Below are 24782 nucleotides of genomic sequence, written 5' to 3'. Positions count from 1 at the left end.
GTCGACCTCAGCTCCGGCCCTCTGGGCCAACTGGGCTGCCGCTTGGCTGCGCAGCTCCTCCACCCATGCCCAGTCGATGCGGTCGTACTCGCTGGCCGCCAAGGCCCGAGGACGGGCCGTGCCGGAGCCAGGAAGGTGCTTGCGCGGCCTGACGAGTGAAGGGGCGGTCTGCTGGACGTCGGTGGGAACCGGGGCAGCAGGGGCTGGATCGGGCTCGGGTGTCAGCCGGAGCAGGTCCACCGCGTCGAGCGACAGCGGTTCGTTCTCGCGGATCGGGTTACTCATCGTCGTCCTCCACCGGAAGGTTCGAGGTGGCACGCAGTGCGGCTCCCATCGCGTCAATTGAGCGCAGCAGCCTGGAGCTGCCCATCCTGCGCTTGGGCAGGGGGGAACCGGTGCTGAAGTGCGCGGCGGTGGCGGCGTCGAAGCCGATGCTGATCGGGTTGCGGATCCCCAGCTTCTTGCTGATGTCGGAGGCCGAGTAGGGCTGCCCCTGACCAACGACGGCCAGCTGCAGCATTCGGCCCGTCTCCTCGGCGCCCTCGAACTGCTCGACCAGTTGGGCGGCATGCCAGTTCGCGCCCACGATGGACGGCAGATCGGAGCGCATCACCAGCACGGCGCGGTTGCTGAGCTGAAGCAAGGGCATCGCGAAGTGCTCGGTGCCCAAGCGGCCGAGGTCCACGATCACGTCGGTTCCAGCACTGTCCAGGGCAATGAACTTCTCCAAGAGTGCTGGCCACAGCACGGACATGGTGCGGGCCTGCAGCGGCGAGCGGGGGCCCTGCATGAAGTCAGCGTTGCTGCCCTCGAGATGGATCAGCGTGGAGGGCAGCGTGTTGTCGAGCTGGTGGTTTCGCACGGCGGCGGCCAGCTCCATGACACCCTTCTCGTGGGGGATCAAGGAGCGCAGGTAGCCGGCCGAGATCGACTGGGTGGCGGCAGCGTTCGCGTCGACCAAGATCACGTGCCGCGGCCACGACTTCGCCAAGGCAACAGCGGTGGTCGTGACGCCCGGCGCCCCAGAGGCGGAGAACAGGCTGTAGATCGCCATCACTCACCGTCCAGGATGACGGCCAGGCGCTGGGTGGCGGCGAGCGCCGCGACCTGGGTGGCCTGGTTGGAGGGCACGAGCACGTCGAGGCTGGAGTGAGTGCTGTCGCCCAGCTGGCGAACTTGCACGACTGTGGCGTTGAAGCTGGTCTGCTGCGCAGCACCGGCAGGCAGGTCGTCCTGCGACTTCGGCGTCGCGACGAGCCGGACGGTGGCACCGGGACGAAGCGTGGTCTGGGGCAGCTGGCCATTGGACAGGTAGATGCCCACAACGCTGCCACCCTTGGGCGGGAAGTTGGCCGAGGATATCGAGTCCGGAGTGACCAGCGTGCCTGATGGCAGGTCAGAGGCGGCGCGCTTGCCGACCAGGGATTCGAGCTGGCTCTTGGGGATGGTGTGCAGGGCCGGGTCCAGGGTGATGGAGGCTGACTGGAGATCCTCACGCTTGATGATCTCGCCGCGGGAGACCGACTGGCGTACCGAGACGACGTCGGTGGTGTGGCGGTACTTCGTGGCTCCCCAAGCGGCGCCGAGTGCAGAGAGGACGATGCATAGGATCGCCAGGGCGATGCGCAGAGGGCTGCGCTGCATGCGGATCTGGGCGTTGGCGGCCACGTGGGATGGGACGGCCGCCGGAGATGCGGTGGAGGCGGTCTGCTTGGCTTTCTTGCTTGACCCCCGAGGCCAAGTGACTTTCACCATGGTGGTGTTCCTTCGTGTTGGGTGCTTGCTCAGTGGACGTCGGGACCCCATCGCTCCTGTGTCCGAGGACGGGCCCAGGATGAACGAGACCGTGGTACTTGTCCCATGAGGTGGTCATCCTTCAACGCCGGCAACGCGCCATTTGGTGACCACGGAACTGATGCCAGCTGCACGCTAGTCGGCGCACGCGTCGGGCTGCACGAGGGTTGTCCCCACAACTGCCGCGCAGCCCGACGCCACGACCATGTGACGCTGTAGCGCTACAACGTTTAAACCCTCTTCCGACCGCTCTGGCTCCCCTGCGCAGCTGCACGATCACGCAGTATCTCGGCGACGTCCTGGGCGCTGGTCTGCTCGGCGAGGCGGCTGATGGCCAGGCGGATCACGGCGCTGGCCGAATTGACTCGGGGCTTCAGCGGGCGACCGGCCAGCAGGACGGCGTCGAGGAAATCGGCAGCCTCGGCCTCGAGGTAGACGGTCACGCGCCGAAGCTCTGGCTCGGCAGTCTGGACTACGGGCGTGGAAGGAGCAGGTGCCGTTGCCGGCGCCTGCGCGGAATCCTCGGTCGATGCCTGTCGAGCAGCGTCCGAGGCCGGTGATGCTGCCGGGCGAGGCTTAGGTGTGTGCTGAGGCGGCGGGATGATGCGGGCGCTCTTCTGCACAGAGGGAGGCGGAGTGGTCTTGCGACTCTTCTGGCTCCGCTTGGCGCGCTGGGCATTCAGTAGGTCCAGGCCGTCGGTGCTCACTTGACGTACTCCTTCGCGAACTCGGCGATCTGGCGGTAGCGCTCCACGGCAGGCTGGAACACGCGTGGTGTGGGGTTTTCCGCAGTCATCGCCATGCGCCGCTTGCGTGTGCCGATCTTGAGCACATGCGGCACGAAAGGTGTGACCTGGACGGGGGTGCCTTCAATGATCTCCTGGAGCCTGCGGACCTCGCTGGCCGGTGGGACCGTAGGCACAAAGTTCGGCACCATCGCGAGCGGGTAGTCCGCCATCTCCAGAACCATCTGCTCGACGGCAGCCAACTCCTTCGTGCGCAGCGCGAAGGGACTGAGGATCAAGTTGGCCAAGCTCATGGCGCCATTGCCCGGTTCCGAAACGCCGGGGTGGGTGTCCACGACGACCCACTCACTCCCCCACTCTTGCGACCAGGTGTCAATGAGGTCTCGCCAGGTCTCGGCGCTCAGGGTTAGGTCGACCAGATCCGGACTGTGGGGTACGAGGCGCGGCTTGCGGAATCCCTTGAGTGGACGAGGAGTGCGCCCGTGCTCGATGGCAGACAGCAGGGCGTCTGTCGCGCGTGTCTCGGGGCGGTATCCCCAAGCCGGAGTCACTGCCCCAGCGTCCCAGTCGAGGTCGAGCAGGACCGCATCGAGACAGTAGGCCAGTTCGTAAGCAATCGTGCTCTTGCCCACGCCACCCTTGCGGGAGGCCACTGTGATCACATTCACCATGGATGGAACGCTACAACGTTGTACGGCCAGAAGATGTCTCCACGCGAGGTTCTACTGCGCCAGAATACCTAATTCAAGCGTTACAACGTTTGATTGAGCATGAGTTGACGGCTCGCCTGGCGACACAAACCAGCTTGTCAGATGTATATGACCCGACGCTGACTCGCATACGAGGATGTAGTTGACGAACGTTCTAACACCATAACAATGTCGCTACAACGTTCCAACGTTAGATAGAAGGAACGTTGTAGCGGCACTACGCGGGCGGGAAGTTCGACAGGTGCCGCAGCGGGGTGGGCGGTGCCAGACGGGGGCGTTGCTGGTGCTCTCGAATCGTTGGACCATTGGAGCGCTCTGGGCTCACGTTGCGCGGTCAAAGCCACGCCTCGCCTGATCGCTGCACTGCCAAAGGCATCCCCGACGCTTGGAGGCAGGGCCGGCTCATGCCGGCCTTGGCGTCTCGGCTCGCGACGTCGACAGGGGTCGTCGCCTGGCGCGGGGCGCTGCAACGTTAGAACGTTCTTTGTCAGGTGTTGCAACGTTCTAACGTTCTAGCGTTCAAGCGGTTGACGGCGGCATATGCCGTGGATCTAACGGCGTTTGAACGTTGAAACCTCTGTCGATTCTTTGAACCCGCTAGATGGAGTCCCGCCAGCGTCGCCTGCCCTGGTCACGTTTCCTTGGGCAGGGGGTCGGGCGCTTGCGAGTGTGGGTCGGCATCCTTCGTCACGCGTCTACGCGATGAAGGGAGTAGCAGTAGGAGTGGCCACCGTTCCCCGGGGCCGGCCACCGCGTAGGGGCGGGCTGTCCCCACGGCGGTATCGGCGTTACAACAACACACGCAAGAGCCTTGAAACGCTCCAACGTTGGAACGTTATAGCTGCACAACTACGGGGAATAATCGTTCGCCGGATGATGTTGCAACGTTAGAACGCTGGTGATCGTGAGGCGTTGTGGGGACATCCAGTCGCCCTGGGCGTCACGACGCGCGAGACCATGGGGCCAGCAGCCAGCACGGCACTCGCTGTCAACCATGCAGCACAGCTGTGGTCACCAAACCCCACTGGAGGAGCGTTGGAGATCAGAACAGCAGCCACGCGGACTGGCACCACCACACAGGAGAGCATCATGGGACGACGCAAGTACAGCGAGCACGCGGTCATTCAGGTCGACCAGCGCGCTGGCAGCCGACATGCGAAGATCGCTGACGTGGTCGACGTCCAGACCGCCGTGGCGAACATCGAGAACCGCCGGGGCCTGCAGGGTCTCGATCGCATGACCGAGTCCTACAGCAGCGGCACCAGGGAGCAGAAGGACGCCGCGCGCATCTTCCCGCGAGACACCACCAGCCCCCTCGGCCACCCCAAGAAGGACCGCCGACTCCTCGACCCTGATGCTCTGCGCACACCCATGAGCAAGCGACAGCGCCTGGAGCGCCTCCACGCCGAGAAGGAAGTCAGCTCCTGGCACACCGAACAGCAGGAGCGGGCCATGCGAGCGATGACCGGCAACCCCCAGGTCTGGAACGACCTAAACGGCAGTCTCGCCGAGAGCAAGGGCGACATCGACGCCCTCTCCCCGCAGCAGATCACCCACATCCGCACCATCGACGGCATGATCCAGGACTACGAGGGCGTCAACGACCGAGGCCACCGCGTCTACATGAACCTGGAGATGCCCAGCTACATCAACTCCAGCAACGTCGAGAGCTTCGTGAAGAGCTACATGCCCGAGGGCACCAGCGTCGACTTCGACCAGTTCACGGCCGGCTCGCACAACCTCTACGAGATCTCCGACAACACCAGCCCGCGTACCGTGGCCGTGGAGATCCACACCCGCCGAGGCATGTTCATCGGCGAACCGGGCAAGAGCAAGTCCAACGGCCACCTGCTGCCCCGAGGTATGCACCTCGAGGTCGCCGACGTCCACAAGGCCACCTTCGTTCGCCCCGACGGCAGCCGCGGCGAACGAGTCCTCATCCAACTCGTCGACCCCGCAGCCGAAGACACCCCCGGCACCGACAACTGACCCACGACCAGGAGACACACCATGAACGACCAGCCCCGCCGCATGACCCCCGACCAGTACCGCGCCACCAAGACCGTCGTGCGCGACGTCGAGAAGAACCCTGCCTACTACAGTTTCGCCCCCGAGATCCTCGCCGGCGGCATCACCGGCCAGGTCCGCATCGACAAGAGCACCGCGAGCCTGGGCAAGTACACCGGCCGCACCGCGGACCAGCCCACCACCAAGTGACCCCCACGGCCCTCGCGGCGACCACCAGCGGCCTCCTGGCCGCATGGCTCCTGCACGACGCACCCCAGCGCCGCTCCCTGCGCGCTCTCGAAGCCCTAGGAGCGGCGCTGCTGTGCCTTCTGGCCCTCCACCAGCACGGCAGCGGCCCCCACGCTGCCCTGACCGCGCTCATCGCCACCGCGGTCACACCAGTGCTCGCCCACGACCTCACCGAGCAGCGCATCCCCAACCGGCTCACCGCCACCCTCGCCCTTCTCGGCGGGGGAGTGGTCCTCGCCCTGGCCGGCACCACTGGCGCCTGGACCCACCTCGCCGTCACTGCTGCCGCAGCCGCAGCCGTCGCCGGCTTCTACCTGCTCTGCGCGATCCTCGGCGGCCTCGGCCTCGGCGACGTCAAGCTCGCCGGCGCCCTCGCCATCCCCCTGGCCTGGATCCATCCCGCCGCCACCATCACCGCGGTGATCATCGCCGCAGCACTCGGCTGCCTACACGCCCTGGCTACCGTCGCCAAGCACCGCGACATCCACCGTCGCTTCGCCTTCGGCCCCAGCATCGCCCTCGGCTTCCTCGCCGCCGCCCTGCTCACCTGACCCACCCACGTAGGCCACCGGCCCCGCCGAACGCGACACCACCCGCGAGCCCAACACCAGCTCGACCCACGCCCGCTCCTCGGCCTCACCAGCTACCACCTCCTGGCCACGGCGCCCCAACAGCACGCCGTCGAGACGATGCCGCTCCCGGTTGGCCACAGTGCGACTTGCCGCCGGTGTCGTGCCAGCCAAGCCGGTGATACGGAAAACAGCGATCGGGATGGTGGCCACGGTGACCACGAGCAGCGGGCACGCAGTCATCCGCTGGACGTCTCCCCGCCAACCTTGTAGCGCTGCGGCGGTGAGCTCCTGGTCGGTCATGTCGAGATGTACGCCCCCAGTGGAAGGGTCCCCACCGTCGAGCCGCAGCACGAGGATCTCGCCGCCTGTGACCCGAAGCTGGGGAAGAGCGGCCAGTGCTTCGACGTCGACGCGGCGGAAGCGGCTGCGGTCGGGCTCAAGGATGCCGGCGGCCGCGAGTTTGGCAATGCCGGCGGGGGAGATGTCCAGCAAACCAGCCGCGGCCGCAGCCACCAAGTGCTCGGGTGGCTGGGCGTCGGTCGTGGTCAACAACAGCACCGGAACACTCCTCATCTCGTGTAGTGATTCATTACACGTCGTGTCGTGTTGACTTCGACATCTCCACGGCACAGACTGGAAGCCATCAAGCCCCCCGGCTTGAGTTTCCCACCTTTGGCGGCCTCACCAACCGCCCGCAGAAGCACAGGAAGTGCACCACTATGACCCTTTGCGCGACCCCTACGCCCGTCGCCGCCTGCGGCAACGACGACTTCGACTGGACCCCCGACGTCGAACAGGCCTTCGTCCCCGACGATATGAGCCAGCTCTGCGTCACCTGCCCGCTGCGCTCCCAGTGCCTCACCCAGGCACTGGAGTCCCGCGCCGAGGGTTACTACGCCGGCACCACGACCGTCCAGCGCGCCGCCATGCTCAAGGCCGGCCTGAGCACCGTCGACGACGCGATCCGCGTGATCGCCGACCACGAGGTCGTGGATGTCGTCGCTGAGCCGTCGCGTCACCCGGGCCTGCCGGGCAGCGAGAGCCGCTACCGCCGCCTGGCCTGCCGCTGCACCGAGTGCCGGGCCGCCCACACCGAGAGCCGGCGCGGCGAGCGCGCTCGCCGTCGCCAGCGCGTCGTGCACCCGGTCCGCACTGTGCGCCGCTCGTGCCGCGGTCTGGCGGTTCGTGCCCTGGGCATGACGCAGGGCTGCGTCGCGCGGCCCTCAAACGTACTCGCGCAGGCGGGGGAGTACCTCGGCGAGCTCGTCGAACAGCTGCGGCCAACCCAAGCGCAGCCACGTCGCGCGGCCCTCCTCGAGCTTGGAGCCGTCCAGGACGTGACTGAGTCTCTGCGCCTGCTTGGGGACGCCGAGGCACTGCAGCTTGGCGTAGACCGGGTTCAGAGGCATAGCGTGCCGGGCGGCGTAGCAGGCGATGTCGTCGGTGCTGAAGTTCCACACAGGGCCGTAGGCCACGGTGCCATCGACACGGCGGATAATCCCCCCGTGGGTCTGACGCCGCTGCCGCGGAGTGCTGCAGCAGCCGTTGCAGGAACGACGGACCTCGTCGCCCAGGGCCCTGGCGTACAGCGTGTTGCGTCCGGCGGCCTCATCGGCGCGTACGCCCCACAGCTCGCCAGCGCCGAACTGCTCGTGTGCCCTGGCAGCGGGCTCGGTGATCAGCAGCTCGTGCAGATCGGTCCTCACCGGCGACAGGGGAGCGCGGTGATCCCAAGACCCGTTGCTGGCCAGCACGGTCAGCAACGGCACTCGGGAGCGCTCGATGTGCAGGTTGATACCCCAGGCTTCAACGAGGTGGGCGAGGTAGGCGTAGGTCTCGGGAAACTCCAGGCCGGAGTCGAAGAACACCATGGGGATGTCGGGGTCTACCTGGCGTGCCAGGTGCGCGACGACGGCAGAGTCCTTGCCGCCGGAGATGGGCAGGTAGCCGGCATGGATGCTGTAGTGCTGTTCGATGCGCCGCAGCAGGGCTTGCTCGTCGTGACGCGGGGTGCGCAACATCCGCAGGGCTTCGAGGTCGAGTCCTGGGTTGATGGTGATGTTGCTGCTCATGTGGCCCACCTGGCCTGGGGCAGGTATGCCTGGGCGCGACGGGACGGGTGCATGGTGGGTGGTCGCAGGCCGGTCATGCCCAGTTGCGTGCGTAGCTCGGGGTGTGCTTCGAGGCACTCGATGGGCGTGGGTCGGCCGAGGGTTCCGTCGGGGTGGCAGTGGGCGGCGGTGAACTCGTCGACGTCGGCGGTGACCACCTCCCAGGTCAGGACGTGACCTTCGCCCTGGGAGCGCTTCTTGCCGATGGCGCTGATCCCGTCGAGCAGGTCCGAGATCGCGTCGATGTCGCCGACGGCCTGCCAGGTGAGGCTGGTGGCGGGGGTGACCAGCACGTGCATGCGGTGGGCCTTGTATCGGCCTTGACGGTCGGAGACGGTCTTGGGCAGGTAGCTGGTGGTCTGTTCGAGGTGGCGTGCGTCAACACGGGCGGTCCAGGTGTGGACCTCGGGTCGAATGCCGGGGTGGCTGGGCTGGCTGCAGGTGGCGGCCCAGTGCCAGGTGGGGCTGAGAGCACAGCGTGCCAGGGGCAGGCGCAGGTCGGGCGGGTCGTCGCTGTCCATGGCGCCGACGGTCTGGTGGCCGAGTCCGGTGAGCAGGGCCTTCTGGACGCCGCGCAGCTCGCTGGCCAAGAGGCCGTCCAGGGCGATGCCCCAGGGGTTGGCGCTCGCGAATCCGGAGGCCAAGTGGGCGGTGATGCGCAGTGGCTGGAAGGTGAAGGCTGGGAAGTGGCTCATGCGAGGTCCTCCAGTGCTGCGAGTGCTTGGTCGCGGCCGGCGGCGACCAGGGCGCGCCAGTCGATGTCGGGCAGTTCGGCAGTGCAGGTCAGGTCGGTGCGGACGCGGCCCAAGCCGATCGCCTTGCGGCCGCCCAAGGCTCCGGAGGCGGCGAAGGTGTCCAGGATGTCGACGAAGAAGGCGATCTCGAGGTCGGTGGGACGGGTCAAAGACAGCCAGGTGCTGAAGGTGGTGCCGGCCGGGTAGGTCTCGATCCGATAGAGCATCTGCTGGCTGGTCGGGTCTTGGCCGGTGGCCGTGTCCACGGCGACGAAGGAGTGGCCCAGGCTGTCGTCGACGCGAGTGTAGGTCTCGATCTGAGCGGCGTCGAAGGAGCTGCGGGTGCTGTTGACGCCGGTGATGTGGCGGGTCTCACGCAGGTGAGGGACGACCTTGCCGACCTGCAGGCAGCCCTCGATGATGCGGCCGCCCCCGGCGGCGCCGAAGACGCCGATCTGGGGGACCAGGCGACGCAAGGTGGCCAGGCGGGATCCGGAGAGTGGCTCGCCGTTGACTTTGGCCAGGGTGCCGCCGCCTCGCAGGGCGTGTGCGGCGGCGGCAGACAGCTTGCCGTCGTAGTCGAGCACGTCGCGCAGCTGGTCCTCGCCGATGCGGCGAAGGATCCCGCGGAACGAGTTGCCGGAGATGATCGGCACCGGCACGAGGACACCGCTGTCGGGGTCGAAGATCTGCTCGCGGCGCAGCATGGTCGACAGGCCGCGCGACTCCCCGCCTTGGCTGATCGATGACAACGCGGTCAGAGTTCCGGACCAAGTGATGGTGCTGCTCATGCGGGCACCCTTTGACGAGCGGCGGCCTGATGGGTTTGGCGCTCTTCGCGCACGGCGTCGGTGACGATGCGGGTGCGTAGCAGCAGGGCCTCGGTCTCGCCCCGCATCACCTGCAGCACGGGGGTGGCGTCGTGGCGCAGTAGAGCCTCGAGCTCGGCGCGCTCGGCTGGATTGCGGGGTGCGGAGCCGAGGTCTTGGGCCACCTCGCGCCACCAGCGGCGCAACGTAGGCGCCTGGAAGGTGGCGCACCAGATGCGGTCGGGCAGCAGGTGGTCCCAGTATCGCTCGCGGTAGCTGGAGACCCAGCCGTTTTGCCAGTCGATGCCGTAGTGGACCAGCAGCAGGAGGCGCTCGGCGACGCCGGCGGGACCTTCGAGGGGCTGCAAGCAGGCGGTGGCCAGCCACCGGCTGGTGGGGTGAGGTGTGGTCGTGAGCTGGTTGACGGTCATGGTCAGCAGATCCATCCGGGGAGGGCCATGAAGGCGGTGGAGCGTTCGAGGCAGCGAGGGCAGTCGATGTCGCCGGTGCCGGTCTGGGAGGCGCGCGTTGCCGGCACCTGGCCGCACAGCGTCGCGGGCGGTAGTCGGTCGGGGTGGGTGCCGGGCAGCTCAGGGCTGGAGGCAACCAAGTGGGTGCCGGGAGTCCCGGTGCTGGTGACGGGGTAGAGAGCGGATGTGGTGAGGTCGGTCACCGGGCTTCCTCCTTGGTGATGCAGCTGGCTAGTGGGAGCCAGGGAGAGTCGGGGCTGCGCCACGGGTCGAGGTGCTGCCATGTCGCGAGGATGCGGCCGCGCTCGGGTGCGGGGTGGCGGCGCAGAGTGGGGTAGGCGGGGGCCGGGTTGGCGATGTCGGTAGGGGAGAAGCCCAAGCGGCGCAGCCAGGCGTAGGTGGTCAGCAGGTGCGCGTCGGCGGGGGGCCAGGGCAAGCAACCGGTGTCGGTGCAGACGTGGGCCCAGCGGGCGGTGGGCAGCAGGTGGCGTCGGCCGGGGCGCAGGGGGATCACGACGGCTTGGTGCGGTCCCAGGGGGCCGGCGGCGAGCAGGTGGAAGGCGTCGGCGGTGGTGAGGGATCGGATCTGGTGGGGCGTGGTGATCAGGTGGGGCAGGGTGCGCAGATCGCGGTCGGTGAAGGTCCAGGTGCAGGCGGCGCACAGCCAGGGCTGTGCGGGGTGGGTCCACTGGTCGTAGGCCGTGAAGTTGCGGCTGATGGCTTCTCGGGCGGGCCACAGGTCGCCGAGGCCGCCGCAGCAGCCGCATGCCCCGGTGGTGGCCGGGGCGGTGGCTGGCATAGGGCTGTGGGCGCGCCAGGCGGCGGCGCTGACGGTGTCGATGGCTGTCCCTCCTGGGTGGTGGTTGCTATGCACCAACGCCGCACAGCGGCCGATCGGTGACATGCCAGAAGTCATAGTCGCGGTGGGATGGTCACCGATCGACCCGTCGGTGGCGTTGGGACGTGAACGGGTCCGTGCAGTTGCGGGCCCGCGCAGGTCAAGGAGGGCAGGAAATGCGCGAGGGCAACGAGGTACGACACCGGGGGCGCCCGGGCTACGGCGAACGCAAGGAGCTGACGGTGCGCGTGTCGAAGCAGGTGGGCGAGCAGCTGTGGTCGGAAGCCGAGCGGCTGGGGCTGTCGAGCCCGGCGGAGGTCGCGACCGTGATGGTCTACGAGTCCTTGGGACTTGATGTGCCCAAGCACCTGGCGGCACGCCTCGCGTCGCGGGGAACGAGGACGCGATGACCACCCCTCTGACGTCCGCCACCACCGCGGGCCCCAGTGACTTCGCCCGGCTGAAGCGGGGTCGGCGCATGCCCATCCAGTTCCACGCTGACCTTGCCGCCGAGATCTACAGCGGACTGGCGCTGGGACTTTTCGCCTACATGGCGATGCTGCGTGACGGCGAGGAGTTCTCGATCCGGCAGATGCAGCGCACCCACAAGGAGGGCCGCGACGCCTGGTCTGGAGCATTAGCCGAACTTTTGGAACTCGGGTTGGTGGCCCGTGTCCGCTGGGCCGATGCCCGAGGCCAGTGGAGGACTCGCTACTACCTCGCCCAGGACCATCCCTTCGACCCTGAGGACATCACCTACATCCGCGAGGTGCACGGCAAGGGATGTCTGATCGAGTGCAGCCCCGGCCTGGGCAACGTGCCCATCCAAGTCTCCAGTCGCGTCTCGCGCCGCCCCCGCAAGCGTGTGGCCATCCCATCAGGGCAGAGCGGATCTGTGGACAACTCGACCGCGATTCGACGCGACCAAGCAACTGACCTTGTCGCACCGGGGAACGCAATTGCAGCCACCGGGCAACCGACGGTCGCAATTGCAGCCACCGGTGCGACAAGCAACGATGACCAACCTGACCAAGGCAGGGGGGTGGCCGCAATTGCGGGCGCTCATAAGGAAAGAAAAGATCTTCTTTTCCCTCCCCCCTACCCCCCACACGCCAGCACCCCACCCGAACAGCCCGCCACGTCCACGGGAGGGAGGGACGACAGCGTCGAACACCCCCACACCGGCCAAGTGATGGGCTCGGTCCTGCGCACCTGGCCGATGCTGAGCCGTCGCGACCGCAGCGCGGTGCACACGCTGGTCAACCAGCGCCTGGTCCAGGGCCACAGCCCCGACGCGCTGCGTCACCTGCTGTGCGGCAACACCGAAGGCGTGCGAATGCCCGGCCGGCTACTCATCGCCCGCCTCGAAGGCCTCGCAGAGCCCGTTGAGGGCCCCTCGGGCAGGCTGCCTTGGTGCGGCGCCTGTGACGACCGCTGGATCGACCACGGCCTGGGTCTGCACCGCTGCCCAGCCTGTCACCCCGCCGGTGACAGCTCCGCCGACTGCCCCGACTGCCTCGACGTCATAACCCGCCACGCTGCCACCCACACCACCACTGCCTGGTGTGGCCACTGCGACAGCGCCACCCGGCAGATCCGTAACCACCCCTGCCGGACATGCCACCCCGAGTGCACCGCACTGTCCACGGGAGCCGCATGAACCCCTCACCGGACCTGCCCGTCCCCACGGTCGCGTGCCATAGACGCCGTAGGGCTGGTGGGATGTGCCCCATGAACCGCCTGATCGCCGCCTCCGCCGCGGCAACCCTCACCCTGCTCGCCCTGAGCGGCTGTGCCACGACGTCCACCCCCGCCAGCAGCCCTCCCACAGCCAGCACGACGGGCACCACCCAGCCCAGCACCAGCCCCACCGGCGCCGGGAGCGCCACGAGCTCGGCGGTGGACAGGGCCAACGACGACGTCGTGGCCTCCCGCAGTGCGACGTCGGCCGGCAACCAGTTCACCCTCAAGCTCCAGCCGCTGCAACGCTCGGGCTCGACGGTGGTGCTGTCGGCCGAGCTGATCGTCGACAAGGCTGGTGGTGATGTGACGTCCAGTCGGGATCTGCTGTCGGACCCGAACGACTCGATCTCGCAGGCCAAGGGATCCATGAACGGCATTGGCCTGATCGACCCGGCTGGCCAGAAGCTGTTCATGCCCGCCACCACCGACCAGGCATCCTCCAGTGCCGTGTGCAGCCCCTCCTTCCCGACCTCCATCGCGGCCGGGGACACCATCACGGTCTCGTGCACCTACGCCGAGATCCCGACCAACCTCACGAGCCTCAACGTGCAGGCCCCCCACTTCGGGACGATCACCAATGTCCCGGTCCGCTGACCTCGCCGTCGGTGCCGCGGTGCTCCTGGCTGTGGCCAGCAGCCTGCCGGCAGCCCAGGCCGACACCCCGACCCCGAGACCGAACACCGCCGCCCTGATCGCCCACACCTACGACCTGCGCGCGGTGACCAGCGATCCGCAGCACACCGCCACGGTCTCGTCCTCGGGCCAGGCCGTCGACGTCACCGTCGATGCCAATATCGCTTTCACGAAGGACTCCGCCGAGCTCACTACAGCCGCCCGCCAGCGCCTCGCGCAGCTGGCCGGACGACTGCGGACCACCGGCCCCGGCACCCTGCAGGTTGTCGGCTACACCGACAACTTGGGCAGCCACGCCCACGGCCTCGAGCTGTCCCAGCAGCGCGCCCAGGCGGTGGCCACAGCCCTCGGCCAGATACCTGGCAAGAGTGTTGCCGTGGAGGGTCGGGCCGAGGCTGACCCTGTTGCCCCCAACACCACCGAGCAGGGCCGTGCACAGAACCGGCGCGTCGAGATCCGCTACCGCCCAGCCTGACCACGACCCTTCACATCACCCCTTGCCCGAACGCATCACCCCTTGTCAGGGGTGGGGCAAGGGGTGATGTGCATGTTGCCCGCCGTATACTGGGAACGCCCAGCAGGGTCGTCGACGGCTCAGCGCCGAATCTGGTTGAGCAGCTCGTCGAGGTCGTATCCTGCGCGCACGTAGATCAGCCGGATGCCGTGACGGCGGCACAGCTGGCGCTTGCGGGCGTCACGCCGCTGGGTGGCCGCGAAGTCCTGCTCGCCCCCGAAGAAGGCCACCGGATGGTCGTGCTGCAGGCCTTGGTACTCCAGGGCAAGATGGAGCTCGGGCAGGTAGACGTCGAGGTGCTGGCGGCCCAGCCATGGCGGGCTGGCATGCTGCTGAACCTCGAGTTCTGGCAAGGCATCCCGGATCTCGACGACCAGCTTGGTCTCGCTCAACCAGCCCTGCCCGACCCCGGGGATGCCCACCTCCTCGCGAACCACGTTCTCGGCCGTGCGAGTCAGCTGTTGCCCGGCCGCCAGACAGGCTGGCACCTGGGCGAAGTGGTACTGCTCCAAGCTCACCTGATGGCCTGCCCGCCACGACGCACCCGAGCCGATGAACACCGGGTAGGGCGCCCGAGGCGCCGCGTCAGCCCACTGCTGCAGCAGCTTGATCCGCTCGGCGAGGGCCGTGGCCTCGGTCACCGCGGCCGCCGTCTGCAGCGCGAGGTCGAAGTGCTCCCGCCCGAAGGTGGTGATCCTCGGCCCGGCCCCGGCAAGCAGGTCGACGGCGCTGTAGGGCTGGCCGGCAGCGGCCTTCAAGCTGAGCAACCGCTCGACCTGCAACGTGGCCCGCCCCACCGCGGGCGGGCGGATACTCCGCGATCGCCAGGTCAAGGTCACCGAGCAGGACCTGGGTGTCACTGGCCCACCACCGCGCGTACCAAGAGGCGGGCAGCTCTGGCTCCGCGTCGATCGCCGCCCTCAGCTGCAGGTAGGCGTCCCGCGGTGGTAGCAGCAGAACGGCCTCGTCCACGAACATCGCGAGCTCCTCCTGGGGGACTGGTCCACGCGCTGTCCAGAGCGCTCCCGGTGCGGTGTCGTGGGAGGCCGGAGAGTAGCCGAACGTGTTTCGATCTGCGGGTAGGGCAACATCTCAGCGACAAGGTTAAACTTGGCCTCGTCTTTTCAGAACCTCTCCGAGAACCCTTAAGACGAGGCCAAGTTTACACCACCTTGTCAAGGGGCTATCGCGTTGCAACGCCACAACGTTGTTCTGCTGATGTTGTAACGCCAGATCGGAGACGGGGTCTCCTGGCTTGGATGGTCACAAGGGCAGAGTCAAAGCACCTGGGGCGCCCGGGGCTGGTCACCAATCAGGCCTTCCACGGCGTTGGTAGGTAGTCAGTGAAAGGACCAGCCATGCCGACGGCTACCAGGCCAGCCCGCACAGCCACCATGCCCGCAGTCACCACCCCCGCCGAGGTCACACGCCCCGCCATGCACCACTACAGCTACCTGCGCGACTCGATCCTCTACGCGGGCATGGGCACCGTCGGCTACGCAGGAGCCCCCCTGCTCGGCGCCGGCCACACAACCACCTGGGCCATCACCGGCGGCTGCGCCTTCCTCGCCGGCACCACCTTCTTCCGCGGTCGCGTCACCTCCCAGCGCACCCAGATCTCCGACCGCTGCACCAGCGCCCTGACCGGCATCCTGGGCAAGAACCTGCACGGCGTGAAGATCACCCGCTGGGACAGCCGATGGGGCACCATCCCCGAACGCATCACCGTCGACTACGACGCCTCCCTCAACGACGCCGACCCAAAGTTCACCCAGACGATCACCGACACCCTCGGCGCCCGCACCGGACTCGCCTTCAAGGTCAAGACCCTCAACCGCGAGCACTGCCGCCTGGTCCTGGTCCGCAACCTCGACAAGGCCGCCGTCACCTCTGCCCAGCAGCAGCGCACCGAAACCCTGGTCACCGACCTGATCCCCACCGCAAACGTCGACAAGATCCTCACCGACGATCAGGGCAACCCCACCCGAATCGAGGTCAGCCACAAGGCCGCCCACAAGCTCGCCGCCCGCGGCTACCAGAACCGCATCACCCGCGCCATCTCCGCATCCCTGCCCGGCCGGTGGCGCGCCAAGTGGGACACCGAACAAGACACCGTCGTGTTCTCTCTGCGCCCCGAGTTCCCCAGCAACCTATGGATCCAGCCCATCACCGTCGACCCCACCAAGGATCCCCTCAAGACCTACCGTCAGGTCCGCATCCCCTACGCCGACGACGAGGACGGCAACCAGGTCGAATGGGTTCCGGCCCGAGACCCACACTTCCTGTGCATCGGCCCCACCGGCTCGGGCAAGACCTCCACCGAACACAACATCCTCGAGACCGTCGCCCAGTACGGCTGGCCCATCTGGGTCGCCGACGGCAAGGGCATCGAGTTCCTCGGCTTCCGCGCCTACCCCAACGTCCAGATCGTTGCCACTTCCACCACCGAGCAGATGGCCGTCATCCATCGCGCCTGGCAGGTCATGGAGGAGCGCTACAACCTCATCATCGGAGGCCTTGCCCGCGAAGAGGACTTCGAGCCCCTCATGGTCTTCATCGACGAGTGGGCCGACATGCGCGCAGCCATCACCCTCGAATACGCCCGCACCAAGGTCAAGGGCATGCCCACCAAGTGCCCCATCTTCGACGAGTTCGACTCCATCGCCCGCAAGGGCCGTACCAGCCGCGTCCACATGCTTGTCTCCCTCCAGCGACCCGACGTCGAACTGTTCGGCAAGGGCGAGAGCCGCGACAACTTCCGCTGCCGCATCTCCATGGGCAAGCTCTCCCCCCAGGGCGCCCAGATGATGTGGGGCGACGTGTCGATCGGCATCGGCATCCCCAGCAGCAAGGTCGGCCGCGGCACCACCCTCAACGCAGAAGGCAACCCCGTCGAGGTCCAGTCCTACCGCGCTCCCGACCCGCGCAAGGCCGGCGGTGACCCCGAGCAAATGGAACTGCTGGAGCGGCTTGTGCCGGCCGAGCGCCGCCACAAGCTGCTGGTGATCGACCCGCCGGTGCTCGACGACCTCGACTGCGAGGAGGGCCAGGAACCCAAACCGCCGTCCTACGACGACTTCGTGGAGGCGCCGTGGCGAGAGGTCGACGAGATCCCGGAGTGGCGCGAGGCCACCGTGGAGTTCACCGAGGAGCAAGCCGCCGAGGCCCGCCGGCGCTCGTCGCCCTCGGCGATCTTGGGCATCGGCGCCGAGTACACCGGCCGCCGGCGCACCAGCCCCGTCACGGTCAGTCACGTCTCCGACCGGGAAGCACCAGCCGACGAGTTCGAGAACACGACGGACGACGTCGTCGACGAGTTCGAGGGCTACGGACCCGCCCAGGACACCAGCGCCCGCAACGTCCAGGTGGGCGACCTCGTGCTGATCGACCCCGAGGACGACCACTGGGGCGTCGTCGACGAGGAACCCGACGACGACTTCGACGACGGCATCGCCATCCCCTGGCGCGACGACGCCGACGAAGAGGGCCTGCTGTCCCTCGGCTTCGGAGTCACCATCACCATCCGCCGACCGCTCGACTACGAGGAGTGACCCATGACCCAGAACGACACCAGCTTCCGCCAACAGCTCGGCGGAGAGACCCTCGGCGAGATGATGGCGTTGATGTTCGGCGGCATGATCGCCCTCTCGCTGTTCCTGGCCGCCCTGCCGCGCATCTTCGCCAGCATCCCCACGTGGCTGGTCGAACACCAGGTCCTCGTTGCCCACCCACTGCTGGCACTGCCCGGCTGCCGCGGCGCCGGCCTCGACGGCACTCGCCTACTCATCGCGCTCGGGGTGCTGGCCATGGCCCTTTCTCCGCTGGTCGCCATCGTCCACGCCCGACGCCGGGAGCGCCGGCGTGATCGAGACGACGACTGACCGGTCCATCCTGGTTCCTCGGCCCTGCTGCTCTCACCCCTGGCAGCGGGGCCGAGCCCTGCTCGGATCACTCTTGGGTGCGGATGTCCCCACAGCTCGTGCACGATCTGGTTCGCGCCGGATTGACTGGCTGCATCACCGATTGCGGGTCTCACCAGCCCGCGGCCTGAAGGGACACCTGATGATCCTGCCCATCGACCACATCGACCTGCTGGTCACCGCGATGCGCGACTGGCATCTGGCCAAGCGCGCCGGCACCGACGAGCAGTCCACGGCCGCCCTGGTGGGCGCTGCGCTACGGGCGGCGAACATCGCCAGCGAGCAGGCCCTGGGGCGTGCGGGGCGGCTGGACACGGCCGAGGTCGTGAAGCTGTCGCAGGAGTCCCCGACCTACGTGTTCACGCCGGTGGAGGCGCCCTACGAGCCCGTCGATGTGCTGAAGGCCGCGCACTCGGCGATGGGCGAATGCGCGCTGGCGCCGCAGTGGGCCAGCAGCCGGCTGCGTGACGCGCTGGACGCGCTGGCCGCGGCCGCGGCCCAGCGGATCCCGGGCTACGACACGGCCGCCTGGGTGTGGGAGCGGCCGGAGAAGATCACGCAGGCCGTCGGGTTCGCGGGCGGCCACACGCCGCTGGGCATGCCCGGCCTGGTGTGGGTCGATGCGGCGACACTGCAGGAATGCTGGGACTCGGCCGTGGCCGTCGTGGTCAGCGCTGCAGCGCTGGCTGATCTCGACGTGAGCCTGCCGTCTCGGCGCAACGTGTACGTGCTGGCCGACGGAACGCTGTCCGATGAACAGTGGACGATCGTGAGCGGCCTGGGCGCGGTGCAGATCGTCGACCAAGACCGGGCTCTGGGCTGGCTGGCCGGGGTGCTGGAGCGGCTCGACAAATACGTGCCGACGACGTCGGGGTAGTCGTTGGCGAGGTCATCCTCTACGATGATCTCCGCTGCGGGGTGGACGTAACGGATGGTGCCGACTCCCCCCGCGGCCCTGACCTCACAAGCCGGCCGTCGCGAACCGAAACCGCGACGGCCGGCTTCGTTCATGCCCGGCCGGTCACCGATCAGGCTGTTCGCGGCGTTGGGATGTCGTGATGGGACATTCGCATGCTGCCACTGGGCTGGTGGCCGGGCTGGTCACGGTGTCGATGACACCGTTGGAGCGGCCCCTGGAGCAGGTGCTGTACGTGGCACTGTGGGCCGGTGCCGCAGTGATCCCCGACTGGGACCATGCCTCGGCGAGCCCGACGATCATGTGGGGGCCGGTCTCAGGTCTACTCACCGAGCCGCTACGCCACCTGCCGCGAGGGCACCGCTGGGCGACCCACGACTTGGTGCTCGCCCCAGCAGTGGGCTGGCTGTTGACGTGGTTGTTGGTGCACTTCACCGCCGTGGTAGCCGTGCTCGGTCGCGACATCGCGGCTGCGCTGCAGGCGCCGCTGTGGGTGGTGCGCCTGGTGCCGTTCCTGATCGGCGTGATGCCGTTGGCCATGCTCGTCGGCGCGACGTTGAAGATGACGGTGATGCGGCGCGGCAGCAGTGGTTTGGCAAACCTCGTCTGCTCGTTGGGCCTGGCCTACTGGTACGTCCACCACCCGCTGCCGCAGCTGGTGGCGCTGTTGCCGTGGATCGTGGCCGGCGGCATGGCGGTGCACATCCTGGGCGACGCGGTCACTGTCGAACTTATCCCGGTCCCGATTCTCTGGCTGCTGCGGCCGGCCCGGTTCGGGCTACCTCTGTTCGAGGTCAACGGTCTGGTCGAGCGCTGCCTGGTCTCCCCAGCCCTCGGGCTGCTCGTGTGCTGGCTCGCCTGGCGCCACCTGCCCACCCAGATCCAGGCCGACGTGATCATCGCCGTCCAGCAGGCTTGCGCAGGCCGGCGCGGGTGAGGCATCCGACAGCCATGTCCCCACAGCCCCACCAGTGGACGGGGGCATGGACATTCTGGGTGGGTCCACCCCACCCATCTCGAGGAGATCGACATGAACGAGCACGACTTCGCGGCCTGGTTGATCGACAACACCTTCGCGCACACCACCCTCAACGCCGGAGCGACCACCCTGCGCGTGCACTACTTCGGCCTCGGCGACCGCGAGATCTATCAGGCCTGCGTTCCCGCCGGCGGCCGCGTATCCCGCGTCGGCTGGTACGTCACTCAAACCGTCGGCGAGAAGACCCCGCAGTCCTCGGCCGCGTTCGAGACCCTGGACCAGGCTCGCTACGACGCGCGCCGCGCGGCGGACGCGACCGGCCTGGCGATGGTGGCGTGAGATGGGCGACGAGAACAGCCACGCCAGCCTCGTCGAGCGTCTCGAGAGCGACCCCAGCGTGGGGGAGCGGACAGAGGTTGCGCGGCGAGCTGCTGCTGTTGACCCGCAGTCTGCGCCACGCTTCCCTGTGGGCCAGCATGAGCGATTGGGTGCTGCACGAGCTCGCCACCCCGGGCGTACGATGGCCACTCGCGTGCAGCTCGCCACCTGGGCGATCGCCCTGACCGCCTGCGGCCCCGTCACCAGCTCCAGCCAAGGCCACATCCCACCGGTGGTACTGGCATCCCAGCAGCAGATCGACCAGGCTCGTGCCTTGATCGACCAGCTCCCGGTCAAAGGCCGCAGCGCCGCCACCGGCTACAGCCCCAACCTGTTCCTGCCGGGCGGACGCTGGCCGTCGACCGGCCACGGCTGCACCGTGCGCGACCAGCTCCTGCGCCGAGACGGATTCGACCTGACAATGAGCGCCAAGCGCCCCTGCCACCCCGTGGCGGGCAAGATTCACGACCCCTACAGCGGCCAGGTCATCGACCTCAGTGACGCTGAAGCCGAGCATGTCGTGGCCCGCAAGGATGCGTTCACCACGGGAGCCGCGCCTGACACATTCACCCCCACCAAGCAGTGGCCCACCGTCGAGGCGATGCAGCAGGCGATCGGCCGTGATCCCGACAACCTGTTGATGGTCGCTGGCCGCCTCAACAGCAAGAAGCAGGAGTCGAACATCGCCTCCTGGGAGCCGCCCAACAAGGCCTACCGCTGCACTTACGCCGTGAAAATCGTGCTCGTGAAGGCGCGCTACGGGCTGTGGACCGTCCCTGCCGAGAACGCCCGTCTGCGGCAACGCCTCAACTCTTGCCCCGCACCGGCGAAGTAGGTCGTCGTGGTCGCCACCAGCCCCTCCAGCCAGTAGCATGAAGGCACTGAGAACATGCAAGGCGACCCGGAGGTTCCCCCGTAGATGATGGGGGAGGCCTCCGAGTCTTATTTCCGGGCCCCACCAGCCTGCACCCCCCCAGCCAAGGACCACCGTGAACACCGAGCCGTGGAGGCGCGTCGCGCCCATCGCCATCCCCACCCAACCGTCGATCGCCGGAGCTCTCGACACCACCAGCGACGAAGACGTCGTGGCCCTGGTCCACGCCAACCTGCTGCCCCGCGACCCGGCCCAGCGCGGCGCCTGGGCCAAGCTGTGGGCCACCATCGCCGCCGACGAGAACCTCACCAACCTGGTCAGCGAGGCCCTTGACAGCTGGCTCGACCAAGCCGACGACGCCGAGGACACCGAGACCGACCCGAAGACCCTCAAGCGCATCGCCAAGTTCCGCCAGACCGCGGAATCCGCCCTGGATCGCCTCGACCAGCCCCTGGCCTGGGCCGGACCAGTCGCCCGCCGCTACAACCGCCCGGCACGCCGCACCCTCGACGACCTGGTCACCGCGATCACCGGTCACCGCGACAACACCGCGATCACCCGCGCCACCGACCAGGACCTCTGGGCCGTTCTCGCCGAGCTCCACCTTGACCCCGACAGCGAACTCGACCTCGCCGCCCGCATCCCCAACCCCGAGATCGACGAGGACGCCCTGGCCGAGACCGGCGACTGGGGAGCCAAGTTCATGCAGCCCGGCCGCACCGCCATCGCCGAGATCCTCGACGCCGTCGACCAGCACCGCGAGGACACCGCCGATGCCACCTTCACCGACTTGGAACTGTGGGACACCGTGGACCGCATCGCCGATCGCCGAGCATGAGCCGCCGTCACACCCGCCACCTACCGTGCTTGACGTGCCCTCCCGCATCCGCTCCGACTTCGGCACCCTCGGCGAACGTCTGGTCGCGATGGACACAGCCACTACGCAGTCCAGACCCGAGACCAACACCCCCAGCCTGGGCTGGGTACTGAGCGACGGAGACGAACAGTCCCTCCTCTCCCCGTGGGGCCCCGTCAACGACGGAACCCGGGAAGGTCTGCTCGCCCGCGTCGGTGGCATCGACGACCTCTAGTCTGAGTAGATCCCCGCACCTCGATGAGGCGCTCGAGGCCACAAGAGAACTGGCTGAAGAACTGGCCGTCAGGGCGGAGCCGGCGCTGAAGGCAGCACGCATCGATCTGGCTACCACCGACCAGGATCCCTCCAAGGCACGCAAGCTGCTGGTTCAGGCCAAGAAGCTCCTGGAATGGGCCGGTGACGACGACGGCCTCGTAGCCAACCTGCTGCGCCTCATCGGCATGGTCATGGCCCCGATCGTGCCGGCGCCCTGAACCTGTGGTGGGAGGCCACGCAATGATGGCCACCCACCACGAACTGGGAGCGCGTCAGCCGCGGTACTCCTGCCACCAGGCGCCGCCGGCGGCGGTGCCGATCAGACCGAACCCGTAGCTCATCAGGTAGGTCATGAGGCGGTGCTGCTGAGAGTCCGGCACATAGGCGGTGAGAAGCCAGCCCACGTAGAAGGTGACGCAGTGGATGAACACGGTCATGCCGAGGGCGAAAGCCCGAAAGCGTGCGCTCGGCTTGTCCGGGAGGTTGCTCGAAGGGCGCTTGGAGACGTCGGCGCCAGTGTTCTTGGACACGATGGTTTCCTTTCTCCCCGGTGGGGAGGGTGGGGGTTTTGCAGTCCTGCCCCGGGCTGGGGCAGGCCTTCTTCGTTGTGCTCGGGTAGTCGTTCTTGGCGCCAAGAAGGTGACTGCCCTGAGTCCCTGATCAGAGGACTCTGCCTCCCACAGTGTCAGGATCCGGCTCCATCGAACGGGCCTCCGAAACGCCTCGCATGGGGTGCGTGGTACGGGGTTCTCGGGGGTGGCGAGGTCTAACGTCTTGCTCAGAACTTGGCGGCCTCACCAGCCGCCCCTGACCCCGGAAGGGCGGACCCCATGAGCGAGTTGACGATCACCCACACCAGCGAGGACGGGACCCTCATCGCTGGGACCAGCAAGGGCGACGGGTCGGCGGAGGTGCTGAAGATGCACGGGTGGCGCTGGAGCAGCGCGTGTGGCTGGTACATCCGGGGATCGCGTGGGCACCAGCCCCGCCGGGCGGTGATTGAGGGCACGGTGCGCGGCCTGCAGGCCGCCGGGTTCAGCGTGGCCGTCGATCTGGACACCACCCCCCAGGACCCGGCCGAGGCCGAGCGTCAGCGTCGGGAGCGCGCCGCCGAGCGTGCCGAGCACCTCAATGACCGGGCCGCGCGTGCGGAGCGCGAGGCCCAGTCCCGGGAGTCGTCGGCCAAGCGGATCGCGGACGGCATCCCGCTGGGTCAGCCGATCTTGGTGGGGCATCACTCCGAGGGCCGTCACCGTCGTGACATCGCGCGGATGAACAGCAACCACGAGAAGGCCTTCGAGCTGCGCCAGAAGGCCGACGGGCTGCGCCACGCGGCGGCCGCCGCGGAGGCCAACAGCGCCCCGGTGGGCAAGGTCACGTTGGGTAATCGGATCGAGAAGCTCGCCGCCGACCTGCGCGCCCAGGAACGCTCCTTGGCGAAGGTCGGCGACCCCACCAGCCGCGCGGCCCAGGTCTACCGTGAGCGGGCCGAGCAGCTGCGCGCCCGGCTGGACTACGAGCAGGGCGAGTGGGACCGCCGGGTCGCGGCGGGAGAGTTCATCGCCTACGGGCCGGACTCGGTCAGAGTTGGCGACGCCGTCAAGGTCAGCGGCCGGTGGGAGAGTGTCGTGAAGGTCAACAAGGCATCGTGCTCGGTGTCCACGGGCTACTCCTGGACCGACCGCGTCGCGTGGCACAAGATCACCGGCCACCGCGCTGCCCATCCGGTTGCGAGCTGATCCCCGACGGTGGGGGGCCGGGCACCAGCCCAGCCCCCCCCACCTGCATGCCCGCGCAGGAGTTTCGCTGGCTCCGAAGCACCCCATGCGGGGCGGTACAAGAGGTTGTGGCGGCCCGGCCGAGGACCTACGGGTTGCCGGGGGAGTACAGCCCGGCGTCTCGGTGGCGGCTGGTGCCGGTGGTGAACGGCCTGGTGGTGCCGGTGCTGGCTACCCTGACGCCGCTGGGTGCCCTGCAGCGAGTGAACGTGTGAACCGGCGCCCTGGGCGACGCGGCCACGATCCTGGTGACCGCCAGCGTGTGGGGCGCCGTGCTGTTGGGGCCGTGCTGTTGGGCTAGCCGATGATCAGCGAGGGGCTGCCGAGCAGCGCGTGGATGACCTCAGCACCCTCCACGTGAGAGGCAAGCAGGGCGTGCTGCTGCCGCGTGACCGACACCTGACGGCCCTGCTCGTCATGGGCGACGAACACGATCCGTCCGACCAAGAAGTCGCCCGGCAGACCGATGGCAGTGGCGATGGCCAGCGTCGCGACCGGGTTGGACGGCAGCTCCTTGACCTTGCCGTCCTCGTCGCACCACACCGCCATGTCGAACATCTCGCCGATGCACTGGGCCACCGTGGCGCCGTGGCCCATGACGGCGCGGGGGATGGCCAGCGACTGCGTGTCCCCGTCGACGACCTCCACGCTCTGCTCGCTGAGAGTGCCGTCGACGTCGAGGACCAGAACCGTCATGGTCTGGGGCTGGATGGTGGTGCTCATGGGAAACCTCCAAGGAATCGGCGGGCTGGTGAGGCCCGCGTGCAGCGCCTTGCTGCTGAGAAGAACGCTACGGGTCCCAACCGACAACCAGGGCCCCACAGGCACCCCATGCCGGGCGGCTCAGAGGCCACCGCCGGGGCGCTCCCGACAAA

General features: G+C 68.1%; 32 protein-coding genes and 1 pseudogene. 18 read left to right on the top strand and 15 right to left on the bottom strand.

What is annotated here, in order from left to right; all coding sequences use genetic code 11:
• From ACHFFZ_RS14345 to ACHFFZ_RS14325, 5 genes are all read right to left on the bottom strand, one after another.
• A partial coding sequence (locus tag ACHFFZ_RS14345; RefSeq protein ID WP_394277279.1) for a hypothetical protein occupies positions 1 to 285 on the bottom strand: 285 nt, incomplete at its 3' end.
• Entirely contained in the window at positions 278 to 1054 is a 777-nt protein-coding gene (locus ACHFFZ_RS14340; RefSeq protein ID WP_394277278.1) for a hypothetical protein, read from the bottom strand. The genes ACHFFZ_RS14345 and ACHFFZ_RS14340, both read right to left, overlap by 8 nt.
• Positions 1054 to 1668: an SAF domain-containing protein gene (locus ACHFFZ_RS14335; RefSeq protein WP_394277277.1), complete on the bottom strand. Its 615-nt coding sequence runs from the start codon at positions 1666 to 1668 to the stop codon at positions 1054 to 1056. The genes ACHFFZ_RS14340 and ACHFFZ_RS14335 overlap by 1 nt, the downstream gene beginning before the upstream one ends.
• Before the next feature lie 356 nt (positions 1669 to 2024).
• On the bottom strand, positions 2025 to 2237 hold the full coding sequence (locus ACHFFZ_RS14330) for a hypothetical protein (protein ID WP_394277276.1): 213 nt from the start codon (positions 2235 to 2237) through the stop codon (positions 2025 to 2027).
• 260 nt (positions 2238 to 2497) lie between these two features.
• On the bottom strand, positions 2498 to 3211 hold the full coding sequence (locus tag ACHFFZ_RS14325) for a ParA family protein (RefSeq protein ID WP_394277275.1): 714 nt from the start codon (positions 3209 to 3211) through the stop codon (positions 2498 to 2500).
• A 1128-nt stretch (positions 3212 to 4339) separates the two neighbouring features.
• Between ACHFFZ_RS14325 and ACHFFZ_RS14320 the strand changes: the two genes are divergently transcribed.
• The 3 genes from ACHFFZ_RS14320 to ACHFFZ_RS14310 are packed head-to-tail and all read left to right on the top strand — an operon-like array spanning position 4340 to position 6057.
• Positions 4340 to 5239, top strand: a complete 900-nt coding sequence (locus tag ACHFFZ_RS14320) for a hypothetical protein (RefSeq protein WP_394277274.1) — start codon at positions 4340 to 4342, stop codon at positions 5237 to 5239.
• A gap of 21 nt (positions 5240 to 5260) precedes the next feature.
• Entirely contained in the window at positions 5261 to 5467 is a 207-nt protein-coding gene (locus tag ACHFFZ_RS14315; RefSeq protein WP_394277273.1) for a hypothetical protein, read from the top strand.
• Entirely contained in the window at positions 5464 to 6057 is a 594-nt protein-coding gene (locus ACHFFZ_RS14310; protein WP_394277272.1) for a prepilin peptidase, read from the top strand. Before ACHFFZ_RS14315 ends, ACHFFZ_RS14310 begins: the two co-directional genes overlap by 4 nt.
• Here ACHFFZ_RS14310 and ACHFFZ_RS14305 read toward each other — a convergent pair.
• The gene (locus ACHFFZ_RS14305; RefSeq protein WP_394277271.1) at positions 5953 to 6636 is read right to left on the bottom strand and encodes a hypothetical protein; all 684 of its coding nucleotides are present in this window, start codon (positions 6634 to 6636) and stop codon (positions 5953 to 5955) included. The two genes, ACHFFZ_RS14310 and ACHFFZ_RS14305, sit on opposite strands and share 105 nt — an antisense overlap.
• A gap of 161 nt (positions 6637 to 6797) precedes the next feature.
• Between ACHFFZ_RS14305 and ACHFFZ_RS14300 the strand changes: the two are divergent.
• Positions 6798 to 6995, top strand: a pseudogene (locus tag ACHFFZ_RS14300) (WhiB family transcriptional regulator); the annotation flags it as partial.
• A gap of 306 nt (positions 6996 to 7301) precedes the next feature.
• Here ACHFFZ_RS14300 and ACHFFZ_RS14295 read toward each other — a convergent pair.
• From ACHFFZ_RS14295 to ACHFFZ_RS14270, 6 genes are read right to left on the bottom strand one after another with little or no spacing between them, the layout of a single operon-like run.
• A complete protein-coding gene (locus ACHFFZ_RS14295; protein WP_394277270.1) occupies positions 7302 to 8150 on the bottom strand; it encodes a phosphoadenosine phosphosulfate reductase family protein in 849 nt (282 codons plus the stop codon).
• Complete coding sequence (locus ACHFFZ_RS14290; protein WP_394277269.1) at positions 8147 to 8884, bottom strand: hypothetical protein; 738 nt, start codon at positions 8882 to 8884, stop codon at positions 8147 to 8149. Before ACHFFZ_RS14290 ends, ACHFFZ_RS14295 begins: the two co-directional genes overlap by 4 nt.
• Positions 8881 to 9714, bottom strand: a complete 834-nt coding sequence (locus tag ACHFFZ_RS14285; protein ID WP_394277268.1) for an RAMP superfamily CRISPR-associated protein — start codon at positions 9712 to 9714, stop codon at positions 8881 to 8883. Before ACHFFZ_RS14285 ends, ACHFFZ_RS14290 begins: the two co-directional genes overlap by 4 nt.
• Entirely contained in the window at positions 9711 to 10163 is a 453-nt protein-coding gene (locus ACHFFZ_RS14280) for a hypothetical protein (RefSeq protein ID WP_394277267.1), read from the bottom strand. The genes ACHFFZ_RS14285 and ACHFFZ_RS14280 overlap by 4 nt, the downstream gene beginning before the upstream one ends.
• Before the next feature lie 2 nt (positions 10164 to 10165).
• Complete coding sequence (locus ACHFFZ_RS14275) at positions 10166 to 10405, bottom strand: hypothetical protein (protein WP_394277266.1); 240 nt, start codon at positions 10403 to 10405, stop codon at positions 10166 to 10168.
• Positions 10402 to 11106 carry a hypothetical protein gene (locus ACHFFZ_RS14270; protein ID WP_394277265.1) on the bottom strand — a complete coding sequence of 235 codons (705 nt, stop codon included), beginning with the start codon at positions 11104 to 11106 and terminating at the stop codon, positions 10402 to 10404. The genes ACHFFZ_RS14275 and ACHFFZ_RS14270 overlap by 4 nt, the downstream gene beginning before the upstream one ends.
• 110 nt (positions 11107 to 11216) lie before the next feature.
• Here ACHFFZ_RS14270 and ACHFFZ_RS14265 point away from each other — a divergent pair, with 110 nt between their 5' ends.
• The 4 genes from ACHFFZ_RS14265 (at position 11217) to ACHFFZ_RS14250 (ending at position 13891) form a co-directional block, all read left to right on the top strand.
• Complete coding sequence (locus ACHFFZ_RS14265; protein WP_394277264.1) at positions 11217 to 11450, top strand: hypothetical protein; 234 nt, start codon at positions 11217 to 11219, stop codon at positions 11448 to 11450.
• The gene (locus ACHFFZ_RS14260; protein WP_394277263.1) at positions 11447 to 12700 is read left to right on the top strand and encodes a hypothetical protein; all 1254 of its coding nucleotides are present in this window, start codon (positions 11447 to 11449) and stop codon (positions 12698 to 12700) included. Before ACHFFZ_RS14265 ends, ACHFFZ_RS14260 begins: the two co-directional genes overlap by 4 nt.
• 71 nt (positions 12701 to 12771) lie before the next feature.
• Positions 12772 to 13377 carry a hypothetical protein gene (locus ACHFFZ_RS14255; protein ID WP_394277262.1) on the top strand — a complete coding sequence of 202 codons (606 nt, stop codon included), beginning with the start codon at positions 12772 to 12774 and terminating at the stop codon, positions 13375 to 13377.
• Positions 13361 to 13891 (top strand): OmpA family protein, encoded by a 531-nt coding sequence (locus ACHFFZ_RS14250; protein WP_394277261.1) that lies wholly within the window; start codon positions 13361 to 13363, stop codon positions 13889 to 13891. The genes ACHFFZ_RS14255 and ACHFFZ_RS14250 overlap by 17 nt, the downstream gene beginning before the upstream one ends.
• Positions 13892 to 14010: 119 nt before the next feature.
• Here the strand turns inward: ACHFFZ_RS14250 and ACHFFZ_RS14245 are convergent, their stop codons facing one another.
• Positions 14011 to 14697 (bottom strand): hypothetical protein, encoded by a 687-nt coding sequence (locus ACHFFZ_RS14245; RefSeq protein ID WP_394277260.1) that lies wholly within the window; start codon positions 14695 to 14697, stop codon positions 14011 to 14013.
• A gap of 591 nt (positions 14698 to 15288) precedes the next feature.
• Here ACHFFZ_RS14245 and ACHFFZ_RS14240 point away from each other — a divergent pair.
• The 9 genes from ACHFFZ_RS14240 to ACHFFZ_RS14200 all read left to right on the top strand — a co-directional run bounded on the left by ACHFFZ_RS14240 (position 15289) and on the right by ACHFFZ_RS14200 (position 22347).
• Complete coding sequence (locus tag ACHFFZ_RS14240; RefSeq protein ID WP_394277259.1) at positions 15289 to 17481, top strand: type IV secretory system conjugative DNA transfer family protein; 2193 nt, start codon at positions 15289 to 15291, stop codon at positions 17479 to 17481.
• A gap of 3 nt (positions 17482 to 17484) precedes the next feature.
• Positions 17485 to 17811 (top strand): hypothetical protein, encoded by a 327-nt coding sequence (locus tag ACHFFZ_RS14235; RefSeq protein WP_394277258.1) that lies wholly within the window; start codon positions 17485 to 17487, stop codon positions 17809 to 17811.
• A 181-nt stretch (positions 17812 to 17992) separates the two neighbouring features.
• Positions 17993 to 18727, top strand: coding sequence for a hypothetical protein (locus ACHFFZ_RS14230; RefSeq protein WP_394277257.1), 735 nt, complete (start codon positions 17993 to 17995; stop codon positions 18725 to 18727).
• A 181-nt stretch (positions 18728 to 18908) separates the two neighbouring features.
• Positions 18909 to 19703: a metal-dependent hydrolase gene (locus ACHFFZ_RS14225; protein ID WP_394277256.1), complete on the top strand. Its 795-nt coding sequence runs from the start codon at positions 18909 to 18911 to the stop codon at positions 19701 to 19703.
• 93 nt (positions 19704 to 19796) lie between these two features.
• A complete protein-coding gene (locus tag ACHFFZ_RS14220) occupies positions 19797 to 20084 on the top strand; it encodes a hypothetical protein (RefSeq protein ID WP_394277255.1) in 288 nt (95 codons plus the stop codon).
• A 181-nt stretch (positions 20085 to 20265) separates the two neighbouring features.
• Positions 20266 to 20958 carry a DUF1524 domain-containing protein gene (locus tag ACHFFZ_RS14215; protein ID WP_394277254.1) on the top strand — a complete coding sequence of 231 codons (693 nt, stop codon included), beginning with the start codon at positions 20266 to 20268 and terminating at the stop codon, positions 20956 to 20958.
• Positions 20959 to 21112: 154 nt separating this feature from the next.
• Complete coding sequence (locus ACHFFZ_RS14210) at positions 21113 to 21835, top strand: hypothetical protein (protein WP_394277253.1); 723 nt, start codon at positions 21113 to 21115, stop codon at positions 21833 to 21835.
• A gap of 34 nt (positions 21836 to 21869) precedes the next feature.
• Positions 21870 to 22088, top strand: a complete 219-nt coding sequence (locus ACHFFZ_RS14205) for a hypothetical protein (RefSeq protein WP_394277252.1) — start codon at positions 21870 to 21872, stop codon at positions 22086 to 22088.
• The gene (locus ACHFFZ_RS14200) at positions 22069 to 22347 is read left to right on the top strand and encodes a hypothetical protein (protein ID WP_394277251.1); all 279 of its coding nucleotides are present in this window, start codon (positions 22069 to 22071) and stop codon (positions 22345 to 22347) included. Before ACHFFZ_RS14205 ends, ACHFFZ_RS14200 begins: the two co-directional genes overlap by 20 nt.
• A 54-nt stretch (positions 22348 to 22401) precedes the next feature.
• On the opposite strand, the gene ACHFFZ_RS14195 is transcribed toward ACHFFZ_RS14200, so the two are convergent.
• The gene (locus tag ACHFFZ_RS14195) at positions 22402 to 22659 is read right to left on the bottom strand and encodes a hypothetical protein (RefSeq protein ID WP_394277250.1); all 258 of its coding nucleotides are present in this window, start codon (positions 22657 to 22659) and stop codon (positions 22402 to 22404) included.
• A gap of 300 nt (positions 22660 to 22959) precedes the next feature.
• Between ACHFFZ_RS14195 and ACHFFZ_RS14190 the strand changes: the two genes are divergently transcribed.
• Positions 22960 to 23868, top strand: a complete 909-nt coding sequence (locus ACHFFZ_RS14190) for a DUF3560 domain-containing protein (RefSeq protein ID WP_394277249.1) — start codon at positions 22960 to 22962, stop codon at positions 23866 to 23868.
• A gap of 336 nt (positions 23869 to 24204) precedes the next feature.
• On the opposite strand, the gene ACHFFZ_RS14185 is transcribed toward ACHFFZ_RS14190, so the two are convergent.
• Positions 24205 to 24630, bottom strand: a complete 426-nt coding sequence (locus ACHFFZ_RS14185; RefSeq protein ID WP_394277248.1) for a DUF3846 domain-containing protein — start codon at positions 24628 to 24630, stop codon at positions 24205 to 24207.
• Between the last annotated feature and the right edge of the window lie 152 nt (positions 24631 to 24782).

Source organism: Luteococcus sp., assembly GCF_043424415.1.
Lineage (GTDB): Bacteria > Actinomycetota > Actinomycetes > Propionibacteriales > Propionibacteriaceae > Luteococcus.
The sequence above is the reverse complement of the archived record's forward strand: the minus strand, read 5'-3'. Positions and strand labels throughout refer to the sequence as shown.